Here is a 24,842-nt window from a genome sequence, read left to right as displayed (position 1 = left end):
TTAATCTTGTACCACTTCGACCGGCGGTGAGGCGAGATCCTCGTCCTGCCTTGCCTGCTGGCGGTCCCACATCTGCCTGTACAGGCCATCCGCCGCGATCAGCACGGCATGCGTGCCCCGTTCGACGATGCGGCCGTGGTCGAGCACGAGGATCTGGTGGGCGTCCGCGATGGTCGACAGGCGGTGCGCGATGACGAGCGTCGTTCTCTGCTTCGCGATTTCCTTCAGCTGCGCCTGGATCGCCTGCTCCGACTTCGAATCGAGCGCCGACGTGGCCTCGTCGAAGATCAGGATCGCGGGATTCTTCAGCAGGGTGCGCGCGATGGCCACCCGCTGCTTCTCGCCCCCCGACAGTTTAAGGCCACGTTCACCCACCATTGTCGCATAGCCGTCCGGCAGGGTTTCGATGAAGTCGTGGATCGACGCCGCGCGCGCCGCCGCCACGATGTCCGCGCGGCTCGCGCCCGGACGGCCGTAGGCGATGTTGTATTCGATGGTGTCGTTGAACAGCACCGTGTCCTGCGGGACGATGCCGATCGCGTGGCGCAGCGAATCCTGGGTCACGTTCTTCACGTCTTGCCCGTCGATGCGGATGGCGCCCTGCTGCACGTCGTAAAAGCGGAACAGCAGGCGCGACAAGGTCGACTTGCCCGAACCGCTGTGGCCCACGACGGCCGTCGTCGTGCCGGGCGGGATCGTGAAGTCGACGTCGAACAGGATTTGCCGTTTCGGGTCGTAGCTGAATTCCACGTGCGAGAACTCGACCTTGGCTCCATGCGTGACCAGCGGCTTCGCATCGGGCGAATCGGCCACTTCGCGGTTCTGCTCGAGAAGGCCGAACAACCGCTCCATATCCGCGAGGCTCTGCTTGATCTCGCGGTAGATCACGCCGAGGAAGTTCAACGGGATGTACAGCTGGATCATGAACGAGTTCACGAGCACGAGGTCGCCCAGGGTCATCGTCTTGTCGATCACGCCCTGCGTCGCGCGCCACAGGATCGCCGTGACGGCCGCCGCGATGATCAGCGACTGGCCCGTGTTCAGGAACGACAGCGACGTCTGCGAGCGCACGGCGGCCTGCTCGTACTTCTGCAGGCCTTCGTCGTAGCGCTTCGCCTCGTAGTCCTCGTTGCCGAAGTATTTCACCGTCTCGTAGTTGATCAGCGAATCGATGGCCTTCGTGTTCGCCTTCGAATCCAGCTCGTTCATCGTGCGGCGGAAGTGCGTGCGCCATTCCGTCACGGTGACGGTGAACGTGATGTAGGTGACGAGCGCGATCGCGGTGATGCCCGCGAACCAGGCGTCGTAATGCGTGCCGAGGTAGCCCAGCACCAGCGTGATCTCGACCAGCGTCGGCAGGATCGAGAACAGCGAGTACGACACGAGCGAGCTGACGCCGCGCGTGCCGCGCTCGATGTCGCGCGTCATGCCGCCCGTCTGGCGGTTCAGGTGGAAGCGCAGCGACAGCGCGTGCAGGTGCCGGAACACTTTCAGGGCGATCGTGCGCACGGCGCGCTGCGTCACGCGCGCGAATAAAAATTCGCGCAGCTCGGTGAACAGGGTGGTCGAAAAACGCAGTGCGCCGTACGCGACCAGCGCGCCGAGCGGCAGCACGAGCAGCGCGTGCGGATCGGTCGGGCTGATCGTCAGCGCGTCGATGAGCTTTTTCAGCACGAGCGGCACGCCCACGTTGGCCATCTTGGCGCCGACGAGGCAGATCAATGCGGCCAGCACGCGCCATTTATAGACCCATAAATAGGGCAGCAAGGTGCCGATCGTGGCCCAATCGTTCCGTTTCGCGTTCGGATCGGACTGGGGCGGCAGGGAGTTCGGAGAAGAGCGTCGCATGGCGGGGCTTGTCGATTTATGGTTCAATTCAAGACGATTGTAGCTTCTACCGAAAATTCAAGATGACCCAGCCCGAAAATACCCCCCCGTCCATCACCCGCCTGCCTGAAGGAAAGATGCCCGTGCTGCGGATGATGCCCGCCCCGTCCGATGCCAACGTCTACGGGGACGTGTTCGGCGGCTGGATCATGGCCCAGGTCGACGTGGCCGGCTCGCTGCCGGCCGTGCGCCGCGCGAACGGCCGCGTTGCCACCATCGCCGTGAATTCCTTCGTGTTCAAGAATCCCGTGTTCGTCGGCGACCTGCTGTCGTTCTACGCCGACATCGTCAAGGTCGGCAATACGTCGATCACCGTCTACGTCGAGGTCTATGCGGAGCGCAACCGGCTGCAGACGGACGTCGTCAAGGTGACGGAAGCGACGCTGACCTATGTCGCCACGGGCCCGGACCGCAAGCCGCGCCAGTTGCCGCCGCTCGAATCGCTGATCGCGCAATAAGCATCAATCGATGACCTGGCCGCGCCGCCTGTTCCTGCTGAACGCCGCGCGGCTCGCGGCGGCATCGTCGTCGCTGCTGCTCGCCAAACCATCGAACGCGGCCGGCTATCCGTTCAGCCTCGGGGTCGCGTCGGGCGCGCCCCTGCCCGACTCCGTGATCCTGTGGACGCGCGTCGCCCCGGATCCGCTCGATGCGACCAGGACGCCGCCGCTCGCCCTCACCTTGCGCTGGGAAGTGGCGCACGACGGCGCCTTCCGCAAGATCGCCGCGAAGGGCACCGCCGTCGCGACACCGGAACTGGCGCACAGCGTGCGCGTGGACGTGCGCGGCCTGGAACCGGGCCGCTGGTACTGGTACCGCTTCATGCTGGGCGACGCCGTCAGCCCCGTCGGCCGCACGCGCACGGCGCCGGCGCCGGACAGCATGCCGGACCGCCTGAAACTCGCCGTCGCATCGTGCCAGCACTGGGAGTTCGGCAGCTATGCGGCGCACCGCTACCTCGCGCAGGCGAACCCGGACGTCGTCGCCTTCCTCGGCGATTACATCTACGAATGGGGCGCGTACCGCCTGCAGCATCCGGCGCCGGGCGTGCGGATCGTGCGCCAGGATGAATCGTTCACGCTGGCCGACTACCGCCGCCGCTACGCGCAATACAAGACGGACCCGGACCTGCAGGCCGCGCACCTGATCGCGCCGTGGATCGTCACGTGGGACGACCACGAAGTCGCGAACGATTACGCGGCGGACCGCGACGAGCGCCTGTCGCCGCAGTTCATACAGCGCCGCGCGGCCGCCTACCAGGCCTTTTACGAACACATGCCGCTGCGGCTGCCGCCACCGAGGAGCTACGCGAGCGTGCGCATGTTCCAGCGCTACGACTGGGGACGCCTCGCGCGCTTCCACGTGCTGGACGACCGCCAGTACCGCGCGTGGGAAGCGTGCTCGCATCCGGGCATCGGCGGCTCGAATTCCGTGACGCCGCGCGCCTGCCCTTCTCTGCTCGACCCGCGCCGCTCGATGCTGGGGTCCGAGCAGGAAGCGTGGCTGAAGGCCGGGCTGGCGTCGTCGAAGGCGCGCTGGAACGTCCTCGCGCAGCAGACCTTGATGGCGCAGTCGTCGCAGATCCCGGTAACGGCGCCCGAAGGCGGCCGCTTCTGGACGGATGGCTGGGACGGTTATCCCGTCGCGCGCCGGCGCCTGCTCGACACGCTCGTGGACACGCGCGCCGCGAACCCGCTCGTGCTGGGCGGCGACGTGCACACGTTCTACGCGACGGAGCTGCGGCGCGATTTCAACCGGCCCGTGTCGACCGCGAATCCGGTCGTCGCGACGGAATTCGTCGGCACGTCGGTCACATCGAATTCGCGCCCGCAGCTGCGCACGTCGCAATACGTGGCGATGAACCCGCACCTCCGGTACGGGCGCAGCGACAAGCGGGGGTACATGCTGATGGAGATTACCCCCGGCGAGACGCGCACGCATTTCATGGGGTTGGACGAGGTGCGCGATCCGAAGACCGTCCAGCGGGAGCTGGCGGCGTTCCGGGTCGAGGAGGGGAAGCCTGGGGTGGAGATCACGGCGGTCTAGCAACCGGCCCGCGGCCTGAGCACGTCGTCCCCGCGCAGGCGGGGATCCAATTTGCACGCGCAGTCGAAACGCTTAATACTTGGGCCCCCGCCTGCGCGGGGGCGACGGTTTTGCGGTCGCGGGTGTCGATTACGCCGTCTGCTTCTCATCCCGCAGCTCGCGCCGCAGGATCTTGCCGACGTTCGTCTTGGGCAGGCTGTCGCGGAACTCGACGTACTTCGGCCGCTTGTAGCCCGTCAGCTGTTCCTTGCAGAAGGCCAGCAGGTCGTCCTTGGTCAGCGTCTTGTCCTTCTTGACGACGTACAGCTTGACGGCCTCGCCCGAATGCTGGTCCGGCACGCCCACGCACGCCACTTCCAGCACGCCCGGGTGCGCGGCGACGACGTCTTCCACTTCGTTCGGGTACACGTTGAAGCCCGAGACGAGGATCATGTCCTTCTTGCGGTCGACGATCTTGACGGCGCCGGTGGCGTTCATCACGCCGATGTCGCCGGTCTTGAAGAAGCCGTCCGCCGTCATGACCTTCGCCGTCTCGTCCGGACGCTGCCAGTAGCCGGCCATCACCTGCGGGCCGCGCACGGCGATCTCGCCGGCCGTGCCGAACGGGACTTCGTTGTCGGATTCGTCGATGATGCGCAGCTCCGTCGACGGCAGCGCAAAGCCGATGGTGCCCGTGAATTCGGTGATGTCGCAACGGTTGGCGGCGACGACCGGCGACGTCTCCGACAGGCCGTAGCCTTCGACGATCGGCGCGCCCGTCACCGCGAGCCATTTGTCGGCGACGGCCTTCTGCACGGCCATGCCGCCGCCCGGGCACACCTTCAGGCCCGAGAAATCCAGGCTCGCGAACTCCGGATGGTTCAGCAGGCCGTTGTACAGCGTGTTCACGGCCGGGAAGACGTGCATGCGGTATTTCTTGAGCTCCTTGATGAAGCCGCCGATGTCGCGCGGGTTCGGGATCAGGAGGTTCGTGCCGCCCGCGCGCAGGCCCATCAGGGCGCACACGGTCAGCGCATAGATGTGGTACAGCGGCAGCGCACACACGAACAGCGGCGTCTCGCCGGCCGGGATCTTGGCCAGGGTCGGCGCGAACCACGCTTCGTTCTGCAGCACGTTGGCGATCACGTTCCTGTGCTTCAGCACCGCGCCCTTCGACACCCCCGTCGTGCCGCCCGTGTACTGCAGGAAGGCGACGTCTTCATGGCCGCACTCGACCGGCTTGCGCGACAGGCGCGCGCCTTCGGCCAGCATGCGCTTGAACGGCACGGCGGACGGCAGCGACCACGCCGGCACCATCTTCTTGACGGTGCGGACGACGAAGTTGACGAGCAGGCCCTTCACACCCAGCAGGTCGCCCATGGTGGCGACGATGACGTGCTTGAGCTTCGTGTTGCGCGCGACTTCGGCGACGGTGTGCGCGAAGTTCTCCAGCACGACGATGGCCTCCGCGCCCGAATCGTTCAGCTGGTGCTGCAGCTCGCGCGCCGTGTACAGCGGGTTGACGTTGACGATGGTGTAGCCGGCGCGCAGGATGGCGGCCATCGCCACCGGATACTGCAGCACGTTCGGCAGCATGATCGCCACGCGCGCGCCCGGCGCCAGGCCCTTCTGCTGCAGCCACGCGGCCATCGCGCCGGACAGCTTGTCCAGCTCCGCGAACGTCATGGACTTGCCCATGCACGCAAAGGCGTCGCGGTTGGCGTACTTGCGGAAGGAATCCTCCAGCAGGTGCGTGAGGGAGCGGTACTGCGTCCAGTCGATTTCCGCAGGCACGCCCGCCTCGTACGACTTCAGCCAGAATTTGTCCATGTCATTGCCTCGCTAGTTCTCAATCATATAAATCGTATGCGCAAAAAAACCGCCCGGCAAACGGGCGGTTCATGCTCGCTGCCCGGTGACGCTACGCCGCCTGCTTTTCCTCGCGCAGCGCGCGGCGCAGGATCTTGCCGACGTTCGTCTTCGGCAGCTCGGTGCGGAATTCGATGTACTTGGGCCTCTTGTAGCCGGTGAATTCGCGCTTGCAGTAGTCCATCAGCTGCTCGGCCGTCAGGCTCGCATCCTTGCGCACGACGAACACCTTCACGGCCTCGCCGGAATGCTCGTCCGGCACGCCGACCACCGCGCATTCCAGCACGCCCGGATGCGCCGCGATCACCGCTTCCAGTTCGTTCGGGTACACATTGAAGCCCGACACGAGGATCATGTCCTTCTTGCGGTCGACGATCTTCACGTACCCGTTGTCGTCCATGATGCCGACGTCGCCCGACTTGAAGAAGCCGTCCGCCGTCATGACTTTCGCCGTCTCGTCCGGACGGTTCCAGTAACCCGCCATCACCTGCGGACCGCGGATCGCGATCTCGCCGATGCTGCCCACCGGCAGCGGGCGGCCGTCGTCGTCGACGATGGCGATGTCCGTCGACGGCACCGGCAGGCCGATCGTGCCGGTGAAGCCGGGGACGTCGCAGCGGTTGCACGTGGCCACGGGCGACGTCTCCGACAGGCCGTAGCCCTCGATGATGTTGGTGCCCGTGAGCGACTTCCACTTGTCGTTGACGGCCTGCTGCACGGCCATGCCGCCGCCGTTGGAAACCTTCAGCGCGCTGAAGTCGACGTCCTTGAAATCGGGGTGGTTCACCAGCGCGTTGTACAAGGTGTTCACCGCGGGCAGCATGTTGATGCGGTACTTCTTGAGTTCCTTGATGAAGCCCGCGATGTCGCGCGGGTTCGGGATCAGGATGTTCAGCGCGCCCACGCGCATGCCCCACAGCGCGCACGCCGTCAGCGCGAAGATGTGGTACAGCGGCAGTGCGCATACGATGGTCGGGAATTCGACGAGCGGCGGCTGGCTCATCGCCGGCTTCGACCACGCCTCCGTCTGCAGGATGTTGGCGATGACGTTGCGATGCGTGAGCGTCGCACCCTTCGACACGCCCGTCGTGCCGCCCGTGTACTGCAGGAAGGCGACGTCGGAATTCTTCAGCTGCGCCGGCTGGAACGGCATCCTGGCGCCCTGCGCCAGCGCGTCCTTGAAGCGCACCATGTGCGGGATCGTAAAGTCCGGCACCATCTTCTTGACGGTGCGGACGACGAAGTTGACGAGCATGCCCTTGGCACCGCCCAGCAGCTCGCCCATGCTGGCCACGACGACGTGGCGCACCAGCGTTTTACTCAATACCTGCTCGACCGTGTGCGCGAAGTTCTCGAGCACGATGATGGCTTCGCTGCCCGAATCCTTCAGCTGGTGTTCCAGCTCGCGCGGCGTGTACAGCGGATTGACGTTGACGACCGTATAGCCCGCGCGCAGGATGGCGGCCAGCGCCACCGGGTACTGCAGCACGTTCGGCATCATGACGGCCACGCGCGCCCCCGGCTTCATCCCGCGGCTCTGCAGCCAGGCCGCCAGGCGCTTCGACATGTTGTCCAGTTCCCCGTAGGTGAGGAACTTGTCCATGCAGACGTACGCGTTGTTCGCCGCATACTTGCGGAACGATTCCTCCAGCATTTGCACCAGCGAACCATACTGGTCGGGATCGATTTCCGCCGGCACGCCGGGCGGGTAAGCCTTGAGCCAAATCTTGTCCATCGGTGCCTCTGTCTCCAGTATCGTTATCGTTCTGAGCGCGGCCCAAAAAAATCGCACGGTCGTGCTGATATTATTAAACAAGATGCTATCGGGCAGCGCGCGTCGACGCAAGCACTTTTGCGCTTTTCGAACAACGACTCTATCGACGTTTGATCAAAATGGCTACGGGCGTATTTCGCTGCGCTGCACCATCAACGGCGCCGTCACGAGCGGCGGCACCAGCGCATTCAGCACGCGGTGGCGGTCGGAACGGTCCATGTCGGCCAGGTTTTTGACGGCTTGGTAGAATTTCGGGAAGCTGCCCTCGCGTTGCAATAGCGCACGGAACGCGGGCACGAAATCCTCGTACGTTGCGATCGATGCCAGGTGGGCGTTCGACAACGGCTGCTCGAAGAACCGATCATACCCTGCATACCCGCCCCAATTGCCCTTCAGGACCTGGTATTCGTCCTTCAAGTCCTGGAACAAACGCGCCTTGACGGCCCGCTTCTGCGCATCGCTGCGGTCGACGAGCGCATAATTCTGCTCGAGCGCCTTGCGGTACTTCATCAGCAAACCGAGGAAATCCTTCTTGCGGCTCCGGTAGCGCGCATAGGCGTCGCGCATCTGCTGGTTGCCGAAGCGCTCCATCCAGCGCTCGACGCCGACTTCTTCCACCGTCGATGCGAACGCTTCGTTGAATTGCGAATCGCCCTGCACGTACACGATCTGGTGCGCCAGTTCGTGGAAGATCATGCGGGCCAGCTCGCCGTCCGGGTAATTGATGAACGTGGAGATCAGCGGATCGCTGAACCAGCCCAGCGTGGAATACGCGGCGACACCGCCGACCTCGACGTCGTCGCCCGCATCGCGCAATTCCTTCGCGTACGACTCCGCGGCGGCTTTGTCGTAATAGCCGCGGTAGTTCACGCAGCCTGCCACGGGGAAGCACCATTGCAGGGGCCGCAGCGACAGCTCGGGTGTCGCAACGACGTTCCACAGCACGTATTGCCGCTTCAGCGCCGCGTAGTTTTTGTAACTGTTGTTGTCGGGTAAAGCCATTTCGGCAACTGCGAAGCGGCGGATCTGGCGCGCCGTCTCGAGGCGATGGCGCAGTTTGGTACTGGTGCCGGGGTCGGCGATCCAGTCATCGATCGGACGGGCGTCCGACAGGAGTTCAAGCTGCCCTTGGGCTGCCTGGGTGTAGTAGTTCAGCGTCGAGCAGCTGGCCAGCAGCCCCGCTGCCGTGCCTGCGATCAGCACGGGGCGGAACCACGGGGTAATCCGTGTGAGTTTCATATTTCCAGATCATGGTGCGGCCTTTTCAACCTGCACCAGCGTGTCGTAAAAGGTGGGCGCCCGGCCCATGTCGGTCAGGCGCTGACTGGTGACTTCGTTGGCGTTCTTGCCGTCGCTGGCGAGCTTCTTCCACCAGATCGACAGGCCGACGACGAGGCCGGCCCGCGCTTTGGCGGTGACCCGGGCGCGCGCGACGAACGCGCCCCGGTCGTTGAAGATGCGTACCATCTCGCCGTCCGCGATACCCCTTGAGGCTGCGTCGGCGGGATGGATGTCCAGGTGCGGTTCGCCTTCCGTTGCGCGGAGGCTCTGGACATTGACAAAGGTTGAGTTGAGGAAGTTCCTGGCCGGCGGAGAAATCATCGCCAACGGATATTTCTCTGCCAGTTCGGGGTTGGAGGCGACCGATTCGTAGTTCGGGATATAGGTCGGCAGCGGATCGAGGCCATCGGCCTGCATCGATGCCGAATAAAACTCGCACTTGCCGGACGGCGTCGGAAAGCCGCCTTCGGCGAACGGCGCGGCCGGCATGTTCAGCTTTTGCCAGCCCGTGCGCTTCAGCGACGACCAGTCGAAGTGCACGGCGCGTTCGTGTTTCTTGTCGAACGCTTGCGCGGCCAGTTCGTCGTCCGTCTCGTCGAAGATCGGGTCGTTCATGCCCATGCGCTTGGCGATCAGGCGGAAGATTTCCGTGTTCGGCTTCGATTCGCCCAACGGCGCGATCGCCGCATTATTCGCCATCATGTACAAATGGCCATACGCGAGGTGCGCGTCGACGTGTTCCAGCTGCGTGGTGGCTGGCAGCAGGATGTCCGCGTAGTCGGCGGTGTCGGTCTGGAAGTGCTCCAGCACCACCGTGAACAAATCCTCGCGCTCGAAGCCGCGCTGCACCTGCGCCGAATCCGGCGCGATCGCGAGCGGGTTCGAGTTGTACACGATGACCGCTTCGATCTTCGGGCCGAAATCCGGCGACGCGTCGCGCTGCAGGTCGGCGCCGATCGTGTTCATGTTGATCGTGCGCGGCAGCTTGCCGCGCAACAGGTCCGGGCGTTGCAGGACGGTTTTATTGGCCGGGAACGTGCCCGACGTCGACAGCTGCACGCCGCCCGCCGCGTGGCGCCACGCGCCCACGAGCGCCGGCAGGCAGGCGATGGTGCGCACGGCCATGCCGCCGCCATGCACGCGCTGCAGGCCGTAGTTCATGCGGATCGCGACCGGTTCGCCCGCGCGCGCCGTGCGTCCGTACGCGCGCGCGAGGTCGACGACTTCTTCCACCGCGATGCCGCACGTTGCAGCCGTGCGCTCCGGCGTCCATTCGGCCACCCGGTCCTTCAGTTGCGCGAAGCCGAACGTGTGCTTCTCGATGTAGTCGTGGTCGAGCAGGTTCTCTTTCACCAGCACGTGCATCATGCCCAGCGCCAGCGCGGCGTCCGTGCCGGGCATCAGCGCGATGTGCTGGTGGCATTTTTCGGCGGTCAGCGAGCGATACGGATCGATGGCGATCAGTTTCGCGCCGCGGCGCTTGGCTTCCTGCAAACGCGTCCACAAATGCAGGTTCGACGCGATCGGATTGCCGCCCCAGATCAAAACCAGCTTCGCATCCTGGAACTGTTCGGTATCCGTGCCGATCGAACCACCGATCGTGTATTTGTAGCCCGTGGCACCGGCGTTCGCGCACACTGTGCGGTCGAGCAGGGAAGCACCGAGCGTGTTGAAGAAACGCATGGCCATCGCCTCGCCCTGCACGAGGCCCATCGTGCCGCAATAGCTGTACGGCAGGATCGCCTGCGGGTCGCGCGCGGCAATGGGTTGCAGGCGGTGCGCGATCTCGTCGAGCGCCTGCTCCCACGTGATGCGTTCGAACTTGCCTTCTCCCTTCTTGCCGGTGCGGCGCATCGGGTACAGCAGGCGATCGGGGTGGTAGGTGCGTTCGACGTAGCGCGAGACCTTCGTGCACAGCACCCCGGCCGTCGTCGGATGATCCGGATCGCCCTTGACCTCCGTGGCCACGCCGTCCTCCACGGTCACGAGCAACGCGCAGGTATCGGGGCAGTCATGCGGACAGGCGCCGCGGACGATGGTCTTGGTCATCGGATTCATCCAGAAAAACGTCGATAAACCAGTACTTTATACGATTCCGGTGGCAGCCGTCGGGGCTCTGGCCTTCCGCATGATGGAAGGGCTACAATAGTTCAAAACATGCATGCCTATCAGGCATGAGGAGAGATCAATGAGACTGGTAGAACCCATACTCGCTTACCAATCCGAGCTCGAAACGATCCGGCGCGACATCCACGCCCATCCCGAACTCTGCTACGAAGAACAACGCACGGCCGACGTGGTGGCCGCGCGCCTCACCGAATGGGGCATCCCCGTCGTCCGCGGGCTGGGCGTGACGGGTGTCGTCGGCATCATCAAGAACGGCACCTCGGACCGCGCCATCGGCCTGCGCGCCGACATGGACGCCCTGCCGATGCAGGAACTCAACACATTTGATCACGCGTCGCGCCACGCCGGCAAGATGCATGCTTGTGGTCATGACGGGCACACAACGATGCTGTTGGGTGCAGCCCACTATCTGTCGCAGAACCGCAACTTCGACGGCACCGTCTACCTGATCTTCCAACCGGCCGAAGAAGGCGGCGCCGGCGCGCGCCGCATGATGGACGACGGCCTGTTCGAACGTTTTCCGATGGACGCCGTGTACGGCATGCACAACTGGCCGGGCATCAAGGCGGGCAGCTTCGGCGTCGTCGCGGGGCCGATGATGGCATCCAGTAACGAGTTCCGCGTGGTGGTGAAGGGCAAGGGCGCGCACGCCGCGCAGCCGCACCGCGGCATCGATCCGGTGATGGTCGCCGTGCAGATCGCGCAAGCGTGGCAGACGATCATCTCACGCGAAAAGAACCCGCTCGATACGGCCGTCCTGTCGATCACGCAGATCCACGCCGGCAGCGCCACCAACGTCATCCCCGACGAAGCCGTCATGATCGGCACCGTGCGCACATTCTCGACGGATGTGCTGGACCTGATCGAGCGGCGCATGAACGAACTCGCGAACGGGCTGGCCGCGGGCTTCGGCGCCACCATCGACTTCTCGTTCAAGCGCAACTACCCGCCCCTGATCAACCATCCGGAACAGACGGCGTTCGCGATCGAAGCGATGCGCGCGGTGGTGGGTGCGGACAATGTCGACACGAACGTCGAGCCGACGATGGGCGCCGAGGACTTCGCGTTCATGTTGCAGGAAAAGCCGGGTTGCTATGTCTTCATCGGCAACGGCGACGGCGATCATCGAAGCCACGGGCACGGCCTCGGACCGTGCCAGCTGCACAACGGCAGCTACGACTTCAACGACCACCTGCTGCCGATCGGCGCCAGCTTCTGGGCGCGATTGGTCGAGATGAGCCTTACAGCCCCAGCTCCTTCAACACGGCTTCCTTGAGGTCCTGCGCTTCGGGGCTGGACATCTTGCGCGGATGCGGGATGTTCACCTCGAACGTGGCCTGGATCGTCGTCGGCCGCGGCGACAGCACGACGATGCGGTCCGCCAGGTGCACGGCTTCCTCGACGTCGTGCGTGATCAGCAGCACCGTGTGGCGCTCCTCTTCCAGGATGCGCAGCAGCTCCATGCGCATCTTGAGGTTCATGAGCGCGTCCAGCGCGGAGAACGGCTCGTCCATGTAGAGGATCTCGGGTTTCATGACGAGCGCCCGCGCGATCTCCACGCGTTTCAGCATGCCGCCCGACAGCTCGTGCGAATAGCTTTTTTCGAAACCTTTCAGTCCCACCATCGCCGTGTAGTGGTCGGCGAGTTCCGCCTTCTCGGCCTCGCTGATGCCGTCCAGGCCGAACATCAGGTTCTGCTGCACCGTCAGCCACGGGAACACGGAGCCGTGCTGGGAAATGAGGATGCCCTTCGGGCTCGGACCGTGGCGCACCTGGCCATCGATGACGACACGGCCTTCGTCCGGTTGATCGAAGCCGCACAGCATCTTCATCAACGTGGATTTGCCGCAGCCGGACGGTCCGACGATGGCGACGAATTCGCCGTCGCGGATCGTGAGGCTGATGCCGCCCACGACCGGCAACGTGCCCTTGCGCGTCTCGAAGCTTCTACGGATGTCGTCGACGACGATCTTGTCCGCGACCTTGTATTGCACCTTAGCGTCCATAGCGCCACCTTACCGATTTGAGACGTTCCAGGAGACGGGTGATCCCGTCCAGCATGAGGCCGATGATGCCGATGATGATCATGGCGGCGATGACCAGGTCGTAGCGGTTGCCCGCGTTACGCGAATCCATGATCAGGTAGCCGAGGCCCGAGCGCAGCGCGATCATTTCCGCCGCCACGACGACCAGCCACGCGACACCCAGCGTGATGCGCATGCCGACGATGATCTCGGGCAGCACGGCGGGAATGATCACCTGGCGATACAGCTTGGCGCGCGAGACGCCGAAGTTTTCCGCCGCGCGCAGGTAGCGCCGCTCGATCGTGTGTACGCCGGCCGCGGTCTGCACGATCATCGGGAACACGGACGCGATGAAGATCAGGAAGATCGGCGACGCGTTACCGACGCCGAACCACAGGATCGCGAGCGGAATCCACGCGATCGGAGAGATCGGACGCAGCAGCTGGAACAGCGGATTCAACGTGACCCAGGCGCCCTCCATGCGGCCGATCCACAGGCCCAGCGGAATGGCGACGGCGATCGCCAGCAAGAAGCCGGTACCGACGCGCATCAGCGAGGAGCCGATGTGGTCCCACAGCGTACCGTCCTGCACGAGTTCCCACGTGCCCGTGACGACCTGCCCCGGCGTCGGGAAGATCGCGCTCCTGGTCTGGACGACGACGATCCACCAGACCGCGATCAATAACGCCAGCACGACCGCCGGCGCGATGATCCGCGCCCGCTTCTGTGCAAAAAAACTCTTCTTTTTCACAGCTTCTTGTCTCCCTCTTATAGTTACAACCAATGTCGTGCGCGCCACACAAGCCGGCGCCAGCCCGCATCCGGCGCCGGCTCGACGACGATACGCATCTGGCCGCTCGCGTGCGCCGTGCATTCGAACTGCACGTCCCCCGCGACGCCGAACGGCATCCTGAAACTCTGCCCCGGCATGATCAAGACGGGCCCGAACGTTTGCGGCACATTGTCGAGATTCTTCAGCACGAGGATATCCTTCACGCCCAGCGTGAGCCGGATCGACGTCGGCAGGATCTCGACCTTGTCGCCCGCCGCGCGCCGTGCGTACGTCCCGGCGGGAATCTCGAACAGCTGCTCGCGCGAGCCGGCGGGGATCGGCGCATACATGGCCCACAGCGTGGCCCACAGCGCCGCGATGGCCAGCACCGCCGCGGCCAGCAGCAGGATGCGGGAACGCGTCATTGATTCAGCAGCACGCGCACGTCGTGCGCGACGTCATCCACCGCGCGGCCGTACGGGCTCAATGCGCGCAGCTTGCCGGACCGGTCGATCAGGTAGACGAAGGACGAATGATTGAAACCGTAATTCGCACCGCTACCCGTCCTCGTGGACGTGACGCCGTATTCCTTGCGCACCGCAGCCAACTGCGCGTCAAGGCCGGTCGCGCCCACGAACGTCGGATCGAACGCCGTCAGATAGGCGCGCATGCGCTCCGCCGTGTCGCGCGCCGGATCGACGGTCACGTACACGACCTGGAAATCCTTGCCCTGCGCGCCCAGCTTCGTTTTCACGGCCGCGAGTTCGGCGAGCGTCGTCGGGCAGACGGCCGGGCAGGACGTGAAGCCGAAGCCCAGCGCCACGACCTTGCCGCGGTAATCGGACAATTTAAGAGGCTTGCCGGTCGAACCCTGCAGCGTGAAATCCGGCGCCATGCGGGGCGGCGAGAATTCCCCGGATTTCAATGCATCCGCGCTCGCGGCCAATGGCAAGGCAAACAGCAGTGCTGCGGCGAGGCGTTTCATAGCGTGACCGTGACGGGGCGGACGGCCTTGAAGAAGCTTTCGTCCACGTACTGGTTGAACTGGATGGGCTTCTTCAGCGTGCCCGCATCCAGCGACATCTGCATCAATTCGTCGAATTCCTTCGGGATGATGCGCAGGTCGCCATACGTGACGCGGTCGCTCGGATTCGTCATCACGAATTTCAGGATCTTCGGATCCTGGTTGAAGTACTTCCTGGTGGCCGCGATCGCGATCGCCTTGTCGCGGTGCGCGGCATCCGCATCCATCCAGCTGCCGGCCGCCTGGACGTAGTTGACGAGGTCCTGCACGGCGGCGCGGTTATTCGCGATCAGGTCTTCGCGCACGGTGAGCACGCAGCAGATGTAATTCGGCCATTCGTCGCGCGTCATGCGCAGCGGCGTCGCGTAGCCGGCCATCTGCGCGGAGGCGCCGAACGGCTCGCCCGTGCAATAGGCATCGATGGCTTTCGCATACAGCGCGGCCGGCATGTCCGGCGGGGGCATCTCGACCAGTTCGACGTCCTTGATGTTCATGCCCTCTTCCGCCAGCATCTTGCGCAGGAAGAGCAGGTCGACGGCGAAACGGCTCGGAATGGCGACGCGCTTGCCCTGCAGGTCGCGGAATTTTTTATAGCCGGCATCCGTGCGCACCATGATGACGGCGCCGGAGCGGTGGCCCAGCGACACGACCTTGACGGGGATATTGCTGGACACGAGGTCCATGACCATCGGCGCCAGCACGTAGGCGGCCTGGATGCGGCCCGACATCAGCGATTCCTTCAGTTCGGGGAAGCCGCTGTATTTGCTGTACTCGAAGCCGAGCGGGTTCGCCGGCTTGGTTGCGGCATCCTTCGCGGCGATCTCGGCCTCCTTGGCCGCACACGCGACGGGCAAGGTCAGGTTACAGGTCACCGGCAAGCCGCCGACGACCAGTGATGCGCTTTTCTTCTCCGAAGAACACGCCGCCAAAGCGGACGGCAACGCCATTGCCGACGCCAGTTTCAACAGCTGCCGCCGCGTGCGGAAGCCGTTTCCCAGATTATCCATGCTGCCCCTGTATTGGGTTCGTTATGTGCGGCAAGGGTAGAGAAGTTTGAGGCCCGGGGCAACAGGCTGTTGCGGCGGGCCATCTACTCCATTGTCTCCGTGATATTACGTAACGATGTAATACCTCTGGGAATTATACGAGGTTGTACTGATAGCGCAAACAGGTAGCGAATAAATACTTATGGCATACGGTCCGGCGCGGTGCCCAGTCGCTTGCCGGGATTCATCCGCTCCAGCGCGATGAGGCCGGCCGCATGGTCGGCGGACGGGATGTCGCCTGCGATGCTCTCGAACTGCCGCGTCACGAGCTCCGTCACGGGCAACGTGACGCCGGCGCCGCTGGCTGCCGCCAGGATGTTGCGCTGATCCTTCAGCTGCGTCTTGACCTGTCCGCCGGGCATGAAGTTCCGCTCCAGCATGCGCTGGCCGTGCACTTCCAGCACGCGGCTGCCGGCGAAGCCGCCGCGGATCGCCTCGCGCACGGCGGCCGGATCGGCCCCGGCCGCTTCCGCCAGCAGCAGCGCTTCCGCCACAACATTGATCGTCGCACCGACGATCAACTGGTTGCACAGCTTGGCCACCTGGCCGCTGCCGACGGGGCCGACGGCTTTCGGCGAACCCATCACACGCAGCACGGGCTCGGCCTGGGCGTAGTCGGCCGCATCGGCGCCGGCCATGATCGCGAGCTGCCCCGCTTCCGCGCCACCCACGCCGCCGGACACGGGCGCATCGACAAAGCGGCCGCCGGCCTGGCGCAGGCGGGCGGCAAAATCCACGGCTTCGTCCTGGCGCGTGGAGCTCATGTCGATCCACAACGTGTTGTGCGCGAGTGCCGGCAGGGCATCATCGATGACCTGGCCGACGATCGGGCCCGCTTCGAGGATCGAGATCACGATGTCGGCACCGCGCACGGCGTCGTGCAGGTCGGCATGCGGTTCGGCGCCGGTGTCGCGCAGCGCCTCGGCCTTGGCGGCCGTGCGGTTCCACACGCGCAGGGGATAGCCGGCCTGGGCCAGCCGGGTCGCCATCGGCTTGCCCATCAGGCCGATGCCGAGAAATGCCACAGTCGGTAACGTCATTGCTTCCTCTCGATGATGCATTGTCCGTATTTTAACAATTGATAGGTCGACTACGTCCTTTCAACGACCTCGCTACAATAGCGGTTTGGCCGTGACCATTTTGCGTGCACGGCTCTCATTCACAGCAAAGGCAATGTTCTCCATGAAAAAAATGATGCGTTCCCTGGCGGCCGTGGCCGCGTTGTCGGCCGCGACGGCGGCCCATGCCGCCGACGGTTATTTCGATTCCTCGTCGGTGGAAGTCGGCGGCGGCGAACACGTGCAGGTCGTCCGTCTCGCGGTCCAGAAAGACTGGAACAAATCCTGGCTGCCGACCAGCGGCTACCACCTGAACGGCTACTGGGACGCGAACGTCGCCTACTGGCGCGCCAACCAGTGGCTCGACCAGCAGGGCAACACGAAGGACCTGGCCGTCGTCGGCATCACGCCGGTGTTCCGCTGGGAAGCCGACAATAAGCTGGGCTTCTACGCCGACGCCGGCATCGGCGCCGCCGTCTTCTCGAGCGTGTACCGCAACACGCACCGCCAGCTGTCGACCGCGTTCGAATTCGCCGACCACGTGGGCGTCGGCTATGTCTTCGCCAACAAATGGGAGCTGGGCGCGCGCCTGCAACACTACTCGAACGGCGGCATCAAGAAGCCGAACGGCGGCGTGAACCTGCTGCTGCTGAAGGCGGCGTACCACTACTGATCCGGTAGCGCCCCGCTTGTCGACTCAGTTTTCGGATTTGTGTGAGAATCCATCCGATGACCGATACCGACACCATCAAACGCTATCTGCCGTGGCTGGTGGCGACCGCGCTGTTCATGGAGCAGCTCGACGCCACCATCGTCAACACCGCCGTCCCCAGCATCGCGGCCAGCCTGCAGGTCACACCGCTCAGCCTCAAATCCGTCGTCACGAGTTACATCCTCAGCCTCGCCGTGGGCATTCCCGTGAGCGGGTGGATGGCCGACCGTTTCGGCACCCGCCGCGTGTTCTTCACGGCGATCGCGATCTTCACGGTGGCGTCCGTGCTGTGCGGCCTGTCGCTGAACGCCCCGATGATGGTCGCGGCCCGCCTGCTGCAAGGCCTCGGCGGTGCGATGATGATGCCAGTGGGCCGGTTATCCATCATCCGCACGTTTCCCAAGAACGAGTTGCTGGGCGCGATGAACTTCGTGATCCTGCCGGCGCTGATCGGCCCGCTGCTGGGCCCGACCGTCGGCGGCCTGATCGTGCACTGGGTTTCCTGGCGCTTTATTTTCTTCGTCAACGTGCCGGTTGGCCTGCTCGCCCTGTACCTCGTCTGGCGCCATATGCCGGATTACCACGGCGCCGAGCCGCGTCCGCTGGACGTGATCGGGCTGATCCTGTTCAGCTCGGGCACGGCGATCCTGTCCTGGCTGCTGGAAGTGTTCGGCGAGCACACGCTCGACCCGATGACGGCCGGCCTGATGCTGGCGCTCTCGATCTCCCTGCTGGCCGCGTATGCCTGGCACGCGAACGAGGCCCAGTTCCCGCTGCTGCGCCTGGCGTTGTTCAAGGTACGCACGTTCCGCATCTCGGTGCTGGGCGGCTTCATCACGCGCCTGGGCATCGGCGGCCTGCCCTTCCTGCTGCCGCTGCTGTACCAGCTGGGCCTCAAGCTCGCGCCGTGGCAGTCGGGCCTGCTCATGATGCCGACCGCCGCCGCCGCGATGGGCATGAAGCTGATCGCGCCGAAAGTCCTCGCGCGCTTCGGCTACCGGCAAGTGCTCATGTTCAACACGATCTGCATCGGCCTGACGATCGGGCTGTTCGCGCTGGTCGGCCCGTCCACGCCGTGGTACGCCATCGCCGGCATCGGCTTGCTGCAGGGCTTTTTCAATTCGCTGCAATTCTCGAGCATGAACACGCTCGCGTATGCCGACGTGGAATCGAAGGATTCCAGCATGGCCAGCACAATCGCCTCGTCGTTCCAGCAGCTGTCGATGAGCTTCGGCCTCGCCGCCGGTTCGATCGTGACGGCGTGGTTCCTGGGCCGCGTGCCGCAGACGGACCAGGTGATGGTTACCAAGGCGCTGCACCACGCGTTCATCGCCCTGTCCGTCATGACGATGCTGTCGTCCCTCGTCTTTGCGCGCTTGCGCCGCGGCGATGGCGAAAGCATCACGCAAAGCAAGACAGCGACGGCAGTGGCGCAGGATCCGGCGCCGCTGTCCCAAGCCTGACGCGGATTACTCGGTCAGCGTTGTGGTCTTGCGGTTCGGGTCGGCATTGATGCCGGCCTCCGTGAACGGGATGGACGGCCATTCCTTGCGCGAATACAGCGGCAACTGGTCCGCATAGTACGGCGACTTCGGGTCCGTCGACTGGCCATAGACGAGCATCGCCTGGGCGACCGGGCCGGCATCGTCGAACGTCACCGTCTGCACATAGCTCGTGCCCCAATAGACGTTGTTGTAGCCGGTGGCCGTGAGGCCAGTACTCATCCGCAGCGAGTTGTACGAACCGTCGATGTCGCCCACGCCGCCGTGCAAGGGCGTGCGCACGCCGTTGCGCGTCTCGCCCTGGTAATCGCCCAGCTTCGCGTCGAGCGGGATGTTCAGCGACTGCAAGGTCTGCGCCGCCGTCTTCAACGCGGCGAACATCGCGGGCAACGCGGCCGGCGCGACGCCGTTGGGCGTGTGGACGGGGTCGGCCGGGTCCAGCGGCACCTTCCACTTGTTGGGGATCTGCGAGGCCGCGGTCCAGAATTCGCGGAACAGGACGGCGCCCCGGCTGTCGAGGTTCGCATGGCGGTCCCACGCCCCCAGCACCGTGCACGCCTGGACCAGGGTCGCATCGTTCGCCGGACAGGCCGCCAGCAGCTCCGGCAGCACGAGCTCGGCAGCGTAGATGCGGTCGGCGAACACGAGCGTCTGCAGGTCGGACAGCTGGAATTTATGACCTTGCTGCGCCAGCTCCTCGAACTGGATGAAGCCGATCCGCGTGCGCAGGCGCTGCTCGACGCCCGTCTTGCCGTACAGCGGCGAATAGCCCAGCGGCGCCGGGCCCGTCAGCAGGGAACGGGCGTTGGTCAGCCAGTAGCTGTCGTTCGAATTGCCGACATAGTCCGTGCGCAGCATCGATGGCGCATTGACCGGCGAGAAAATGCCGGCAAGCGCACTGGCATCCTGGCCCCAGCCGCACGCACTGCGCGAACCGTCGAACAACACGAGGGCGGGCAGCAAGAGGCAGTTGCCGGCGAATTTATCGGTCGTGACGCGCGGGACGACGCTTGCGTCCGCATACAGCGCATTGCCGGCGCGATCGGCCGCGATCGTATTCACCCACGGCAGGCCGACGACGGTGTCCAGCGACGATTTGAGGGTCTGCACGCTCGTCGCGGTGCCGATGCCCAGCCATTGTTCGAGCATGCGGGTATTGCCGCGGTTCGGGTCCGCAAGGACATAGGCCGTCGTGCTATTCCACATCAGCCCCGCCTCCGGTTTCACGATGACGGCGCCCTGCTTGCTGAAGTAAAAGGTCTTGCTACGCTTCGTCGTCGTGCCGTCCGCCATCAGGATGTCGACGGATACCGTCTTCGACGTCATCTTGTTCTTCTCGCCGTCGATCAGATAGGTCGTGCCCGTCGAATCGCCCGCATCGAGGGCCAGCTTGAAGGTCGTGAAGTGCGTGGCGGCCGTGACGGTGTGCGACCACGCGACATCCTTGTTGAACCCGATGACGACGACCGGCAAGCCGCCCAGCACGACACCCATCGCGTCATAGCGCCCGGGCACAGTGAGGTGGGCCTGGTAGAAGCGGTCGGTACTCGTCCAGGGGAAATGTGGATTGCCGAGCAGGAGGCCGCGTCCGCTGGCGGACAAATCCTTGCCGACGGCCAGCGCATTGCTGCCGAAGCCCTGGTGCACGACCTTGTCCAGGCGCGCGAGGAGAAAGGCGGGGTCGAGCTTGTTTTGTTGACGCGACCGGGATGCCACCGTCGCGGTCGCATCGCGAGCGCCCGCGACGACCTCCTTCGCGAACACTTCGCCCGATGCGTGCAGCGCCTTCTCGGCCAGGACCAGAACCATATCCTCGACCGTCATCGGCTTGACCCACTTCGCGTCCTTGCACGCGGCCGGATAATTGCCGGCATTGTCCTTCAGGTAGCGGTTGTAGCCGGCGACATAGCCCTCGAGCAGATCACGCGGTTCCTTCGCGCCTGCCGCATAGCCGGCGCGCAGCTGGTCGACGTCGAGATAGCCCTTGAAGAAGAAATCGCTGTCTTCGTTTTTCAGGTCCATGAATCCGCTGGCGGCACCGTATTCATCGCCCTTGCGGGCCGTGGCACGGGCTTCGCCGCCGAAATACAGTGAACGCTCGCCACGTACGGTCAATAGGGAATCGGCAAACATGCACAGGTTGTCCTGCGCGTAGGCATACGCGAGGCCATAGCCCAGGCTACGGAAATCGGTCGCTTTGACGTGGACGACGCCGTGGGTCGTGCGGGTGATGTCGGCGCTGAACTGGGGTGGCGGTGCGGGCGTGGAAGGCGAAGTGTCGCGGTCGTGATGGCTGCAGGCGGTGAGAATGGCGCCCAGGGCGATCGCAGGAAAAACACGATGGAAGTGCATAGTGCTCCTTGAATGTAGAGAAAGCGAATCGGGCTATCGATGCTAGCGGTTTTGCTTTTGCTACAACTGTTGGAACACAAGCTTATCAGGTTTCGTTTTTTCCGATTCAAATATCCGTTTTCGAGGCGCAGAAAAGCAAAAAGCCCGCTCAGTGCATACTGAGCGGGCTTTTCTAATAACTAGCCTGACGATAACCTACTTTCACACTGGTTGCAGCACTATCATCGGCGCAGAGTCTTTTCACGGTCCTGTTCGGGATGGGAAGGGGTGGTACAGACTTGCTATGGTCATCAGGCATAACTTGTACGAGTGCCGCAGCTTGTGCATGCGTCACTCTGAATCCGGAAGAAGCAGTTTTCGTAATCTGTTGTCTCAACAAACAGCTGAACCCTTGCATTGGCATGACTGCCAAGGTTATAGGGACAAGCCGTACGGGCAATTAGTATCAGTTAGCTTAATGCATTACTGCACTTCCACACCTGACCTATCAACGTCCTGGTCTCGAACGACCCTTCAAGGAGCTCAAGGCTCCGGGAAATCTCATCTCAAGGCGAGTTTCCCGCTTAGATGCTTTCAGCGGTTATCTCTTCCGAACTTAGCTACCCGGCAATGCCACTGGCGTGACAACCGGTACACCAGAGGTTCGTCCACTCCGGTCCTCTCGTACTAGGAGCAGCCCCCTTCAAATTTCCAACGCCCACGGCAGATAGGGACCAAACTGTCTCACGACGTTTTAAACCCAGCTCACGTACCACTTTAAATGGCGAACAGCCATACCCTTGGGACCGGCTACAGCCCCAGGATGTGATGAGCCGACATCGAGGTGCCAAACTCCCCCGTCGATATGAACTCTTGGGAGGAATCAGCCTGTTATCCCCAGAGTACCTTTTATCCGTTGAGCGATGGCCCTTCCATACAGAACCACCGGATCACTATGTCCTACTTTCGTACCTGCTCGACTTGTCGGTCTCGCAGTTAAGCACGCTTATGCCATTGCACTATTAGCACGATGTCCGACCGTACCTAGCGTACCTTCGAACTCCTCCGTTACACTTTAGGAGGAGACCGCCCCAGTCAAACTGCCTACCATGCACTGTCCCCGACCCGGATTACGGGCCAAGGTTAGAACCTCAAACGAACCAGGGTGGTATTTCAAGGTTGGCTCCACGAGAACTGGCGTCCCCGCTTCAAAGCCTCCCACCTATCCTACACAGATTGGTTCAAAGTCCAATGCAAAGCTACAGTAAAGGTTCATGGGGTCTTTCCGTCTAGCCGCGGGTAGATTGCATCATCACAAACATTTCAACTTCGCTGAGTCTCGGGAGGAGACAGTGTGGCCATCGTTACGCCATTCGTGCAGGTCGGAACTTACCCGACAAGGAATTTCGCTACCTTAGGACCGTTATAGTTACGGCCGCCGTTTACTGGGACTTCAATCAAGAGCTTGCACCCCATCATTTAATCTTCCAGCACCGGGCAGGCGTCACACCCTATACGTCCACTTTCGTGTTTGCAGAGTGCTGTGTTTTTATTAAACAGTCGCAGCCACCAGTTTATTGCAACCCTTTCACCCTCATGGAGTAAACCATTCAAGCTACCGGGGCGTACCTTATCCCGAAGTTACGGTACCAATTTGCCGAGTTCCTTCTCCCGAGTTCTCTCAAGCGCCTTAGAATACTCATCTCGCCCACCTGTGTCGGTTTGCGGTACGGTCTCGTATGACTGAAGCTTAGAGGCTTTTCTTGGAACCACTTCCGATTGCTTCGTGTCACAAGGACACACGTCTCGACCCCTTGAATTACGCGCCCGGATTTGCCTAAGCGCCTTCTATGAGTCAAGAACCAGCTATTCCAACAGCTGGACAACCTTCCGCGATCCGTCCCCCCATCGCATCATACGACGGTGCAGGAATATTAACCTGCTTCCCATCAGCTACGCATCTCTGCCTCGCCTTAGGGGCCGACTCACCCTGCTCCGATGAACGTTGAACAGGAAACCTTGGGCTTTCGGCGAGAGGGCTTTTCACCCTCTTTATCGCTACTCATGTCAGCATTCGCACTTCCGATACCTCCAGCATCCTTTACAAGACACCTTCTCAGGCTTACGGAACGCTCTCCTACCATATGTGCAAGCACATATCCGCAGCTTCGGTGACTGGCTTAGCCCCGTTACATCTTCCGCGCAGGACGACTCGATCAGTGAGCTATTACGCTTTCTTTAAATGATGGCTGCTTCTAAGCCAACATCCTGACTGTTTTAGCCTTCCCACTTCGTTTTCCACTTAGCCAATCTTTGGGACCTTAGCTGGCGGTCTGGGTTGTTTCCCTCTTGACGCCGGACGTTAGCACCCGACGTCTGTCTCCCAAGCTCGCACTCATCGGTATTCGGAGTTTGCAATGGTTTGGTAAGTCGCAATGACCCCCTAGCCATAACAGTGCTCTACCCCCGATGGTGATACTTGAGGCACTACCTAAATAGTTTTCGGAGAGAACCAGCTATTTCCAGGTTTGTTTAGCCTTTCACCCCTACCCACAGCTCATCCCCTAATTTTTCAACATTAGTGGGTTCGGACCTCCAGGGCGTGTTACCGCACCTTCATCCTGGCCATGGGTAGATCACCTGGTTTCGGGTCTACACCCAGCGACTGTCGCCCTGTTCGGACTCGATTTCTCTACGGCTCCCCTATTCGGTTAACCTCGCCACTGAATGTAAGTCGCTGACCCATTATACAAAAGGTACGCCGTCACCCCACGAAGAGGCTCCGACTGTTTGTATGCACACGGTTTCAGGATCTATTTCACTCCCCTCCCGGGGTTCTTTTCGCCTTTCCCTCACGGTACTGGTTCACTATCGGTCGATTACGAGTATTTAGCCTTGGAGGATGGTCCCCCCATCTTCAGACAGGATTTCTCGTGTCCCGCCCTACTTGTCGTACGCTTAGTACCACCGTCTGAATTTCGTGTAAGGGGCTATCACCCTCTATGGCCAGCATTTCCAGGCTGTTCCACTATTCAATCGACTATCACGTACAAGGCTCATCCCATTTCGCTCGCCACTACTTTGGGAATCTCGGTTGATTTCTTTTCCTGCAGCTACTTAGATGTTTCAGTTCGCCGCGTTCGCTTTGCATACCTATGTATTCAGTATGCAATGACCTAAAAGGCCGGGTTTCCCCATTCGGAAATCTGCGGATCAAAGTGTGTTTGCTCACTCCCCGCAGCTTATCGCAAGCTACTACGTCCTTCATCGCCTGTAATCGCCAAGGCATCCACCATGTGCACTTATTCACTTGTCCCTATAACGTTGGCCCCTGCATGAGTATCAGGGAACGTCATAACAACAAGAGTTCAGCTTACTTTGTTTGTTGATACATACAGATTACTACCCTA

General features: G+C 62.7%; 17 protein-coding genes and 2 rRNA genes. 5 read left to right on the top strand and 14 right to left on the bottom strand.

Going from position 1 to position 24,842, the window contains the following annotated elements:
* Entirely contained in the window at window positions 1–1,848 is a 1,848-nt protein-coding gene (locus ACEN9H_RS00160) for an ABCB family ABC transporter ATP-binding protein/permease (RefSeq protein ID WP_413673365.1), read from the bottom strand.
* Window positions 1,849–1,910: 62 nt separating this feature from the next.
* On the opposite strand from ACEN9H_RS00160, the gene ACEN9H_RS00155 reads away from it, so the two are divergent.
* Together ACEN9H_RS00155 and ACEN9H_RS00150 are read left to right on the top strand one after the other, a co-directional pair.
* Window positions 1,911–2,345: an acyl-CoA thioesterase gene (locus ACEN9H_RS00155; protein WP_413673364.1), complete on the top strand. Its 435-nt coding sequence runs from the start codon at window positions 1,911–1,913 to the stop codon at window positions 2,343–2,345.
* A gap of 10 nt (window positions 2,346–2,355) precedes the next feature.
* Entirely contained in the window at window positions 2,356–3,933 is a 1,578-nt protein-coding gene (locus ACEN9H_RS00150) for an alkaline phosphatase D family protein (RefSeq protein ID WP_413673363.1), read from the top strand.
* Between the two features lie 129 nt (window positions 3,934–4,062).
* Here ACEN9H_RS00150 and ACEN9H_RS00145 read toward each other — a convergent pair whose 3' ends face one another.
* The 4 genes from ACEN9H_RS00145 to ACEN9H_RS00130 all read right to left on the bottom strand — a co-directional run bounded on the left by ACEN9H_RS00145 (window position 4,063) and on the right by ACEN9H_RS00130 (window position 10,885).
* Window positions 4,063–5,742, bottom strand: coding sequence for a long-chain-fatty-acid--CoA ligase (locus tag ACEN9H_RS00145; protein ID WP_413673362.1), 1,680 nt, complete (start codon window positions 5,740–5,742; stop codon window positions 4,063–4,065).
* A 91-nt stretch (window positions 5,743–5,833) separates the two neighbouring features.
* Window positions 5,834–7,516 (bottom strand): long-chain-fatty-acid--CoA ligase, encoded by a 1,683-nt coding sequence (locus ACEN9H_RS00140; RefSeq protein ID WP_413673361.1) that lies wholly within the window; start codon window positions 7,514–7,516, stop codon window positions 5,834–5,836.
* A gap of 162 nt (window positions 7,517–7,678) precedes the next feature.
* Entirely contained in the window at window positions 7,679–8,794 is a 1,116-nt protein-coding gene (locus ACEN9H_RS00135; RefSeq protein WP_413673360.1) for an aminopeptidase, read from the bottom strand.
* Between the two features lie 9 nt (window positions 8,795–8,803).
* Window positions 8,804–10,885 carry a molybdopterin-dependent oxidoreductase gene (locus ACEN9H_RS00130; protein ID WP_413673359.1) on the bottom strand — a complete coding sequence of 694 codons (2,082 nt, stop codon included), beginning with the start codon at window positions 10,883–10,885 and terminating at the stop codon, window positions 8,804–8,806.
* A gap of 139 nt (window positions 10,886–11,024) precedes the next feature.
* On the opposite strand from ACEN9H_RS00130, the gene ACEN9H_RS00125 reads away from it, so the two are divergent.
* Window positions 11,025–12,239 (top strand): M20 aminoacylase family protein, encoded by a 1,215-nt coding sequence (locus tag ACEN9H_RS00125; RefSeq protein ID WP_160410850.1) that lies wholly within the window; start codon window positions 11,025–11,027, stop codon window positions 12,237–12,239.
* Here the strand turns inward: ACEN9H_RS00125 and ACEN9H_RS00120 are convergent.
* The 6 genes from ACEN9H_RS00120 to ACEN9H_RS00095 form a co-directional block, all read right to left on the bottom strand.
* Window positions 12,205–12,969, bottom strand: coding sequence for an ABC transporter ATP-binding protein (locus tag ACEN9H_RS00120; protein ID WP_413673358.1), 765 nt, complete (start codon window positions 12,967–12,969; stop codon window positions 12,205–12,207). The two genes, ACEN9H_RS00125 and ACEN9H_RS00120, sit on opposite strands and share 35 nt — an antisense overlap.
* A complete protein-coding gene (locus ACEN9H_RS00115; protein ID WP_371771382.1) occupies window positions 12,959–13,738 on the bottom strand; it encodes an ABC transporter permease in 780 nt (259 codons plus the stop codon). Before ACEN9H_RS00115 ends, ACEN9H_RS00120 begins: the two co-directional genes overlap by 11 nt.
* Before the next feature lie 23 nt (window positions 13,739–13,761).
* Entirely contained in the window at window positions 13,762–14,184 is a 423-nt protein-coding gene (locus ACEN9H_RS00110) for a hypothetical protein (RefSeq protein WP_413673357.1), read from the bottom strand.
* A complete protein-coding gene (locus ACEN9H_RS00105; RefSeq protein WP_413673356.1) occupies window positions 14,181–14,744 on the bottom strand; it encodes an SCO family protein in 564 nt (187 codons plus the stop codon). The genes ACEN9H_RS00110 and ACEN9H_RS00105 overlap by 4 nt, the downstream gene beginning before the upstream one ends.
* Window positions 14,741–15,790, bottom strand: coding sequence for an ABC transporter substrate-binding protein (locus ACEN9H_RS00100; RefSeq protein ID WP_413673355.1), 1,050 nt, complete (start codon window positions 15,788–15,790; stop codon window positions 14,741–14,743). The genes ACEN9H_RS00105 and ACEN9H_RS00100 overlap by 4 nt, the downstream gene beginning before the upstream one ends.
* A gap of 179 nt (window positions 15,791–15,969) precedes the next feature.
* Window positions 15,970–16,869 carry an NAD(P)-dependent oxidoreductase gene (locus ACEN9H_RS00095; protein WP_413673354.1) on the bottom strand — a complete coding sequence of 300 codons (900 nt, stop codon included), beginning with the start codon at window positions 16,867–16,869 and terminating at the stop codon, window positions 15,970–15,972.
* A 151-nt stretch (window positions 16,870–17,020) separates the two neighbouring features.
* Here ACEN9H_RS00095 and ACEN9H_RS00090 point away from each other — a divergent pair, with 151 nt between their 5' ends.
* Both ACEN9H_RS00090 and ACEN9H_RS00085 read left to right on the top strand, forming a co-directional pair.
* Window positions 17,021–17,560, top strand: coding sequence for an acyloxyacyl hydrolase (locus tag ACEN9H_RS00090; RefSeq protein ID WP_229412198.1), 540 nt, complete (start codon window positions 17,021–17,023; stop codon window positions 17,558–17,560).
* Window positions 17,561–17,616: 56 nt separating this feature from the next.
* On the top strand, window positions 17,617–19,062 hold the full coding sequence (locus ACEN9H_RS00085) for a DHA2 family efflux MFS transporter permease subunit (RefSeq protein ID WP_056123662.1): 1,446 nt from the start codon (window positions 17,617–17,619) through the stop codon (window positions 19,060–19,062).
* A 6-nt stretch (window positions 19,063–19,068) separates the two neighbouring features.
* On the opposite strand, the gene ACEN9H_RS00080 is transcribed toward ACEN9H_RS00085, so the two are convergent.
* From ACEN9H_RS00080 to ACEN9H_RS00070, 3 genes are all read right to left on the bottom strand, one after another.
* Window positions 19,069–21,453, bottom strand: coding sequence for a penicillin acylase family protein (locus ACEN9H_RS00080; RefSeq protein WP_413673353.1), 2,385 nt, complete (start codon window positions 21,451–21,453; stop codon window positions 19,069–19,071).
* Between the two features lie 182 nt (window positions 21,454–21,635).
* Window positions 21,636–21,748: ribosomal RNA gene (gene rrf / locus ACEN9H_RS00075) — 5S ribosomal RNA — on the bottom strand.
* 123 nt (window positions 21,749–21,871) lie between these two features.
* Window positions 21,872–24,748, bottom strand: a 23S ribosomal RNA gene (locus ACEN9H_RS00070).
* Window positions 24,749–24,842: the final 94 nt, after the last annotated feature.

It is taken from the genome of Massilia cellulosiltytica (assembly GCF_047325105.1).
GTDB classification, from domain to species: Bacteria; Pseudomonadota; Gammaproteobacteria; order Burkholderiales; family Burkholderiaceae_D; genus Telluria; species Telluria orientalis.
This window is presented reverse-complemented; position numbering and strand designations above follow the sequence as displayed.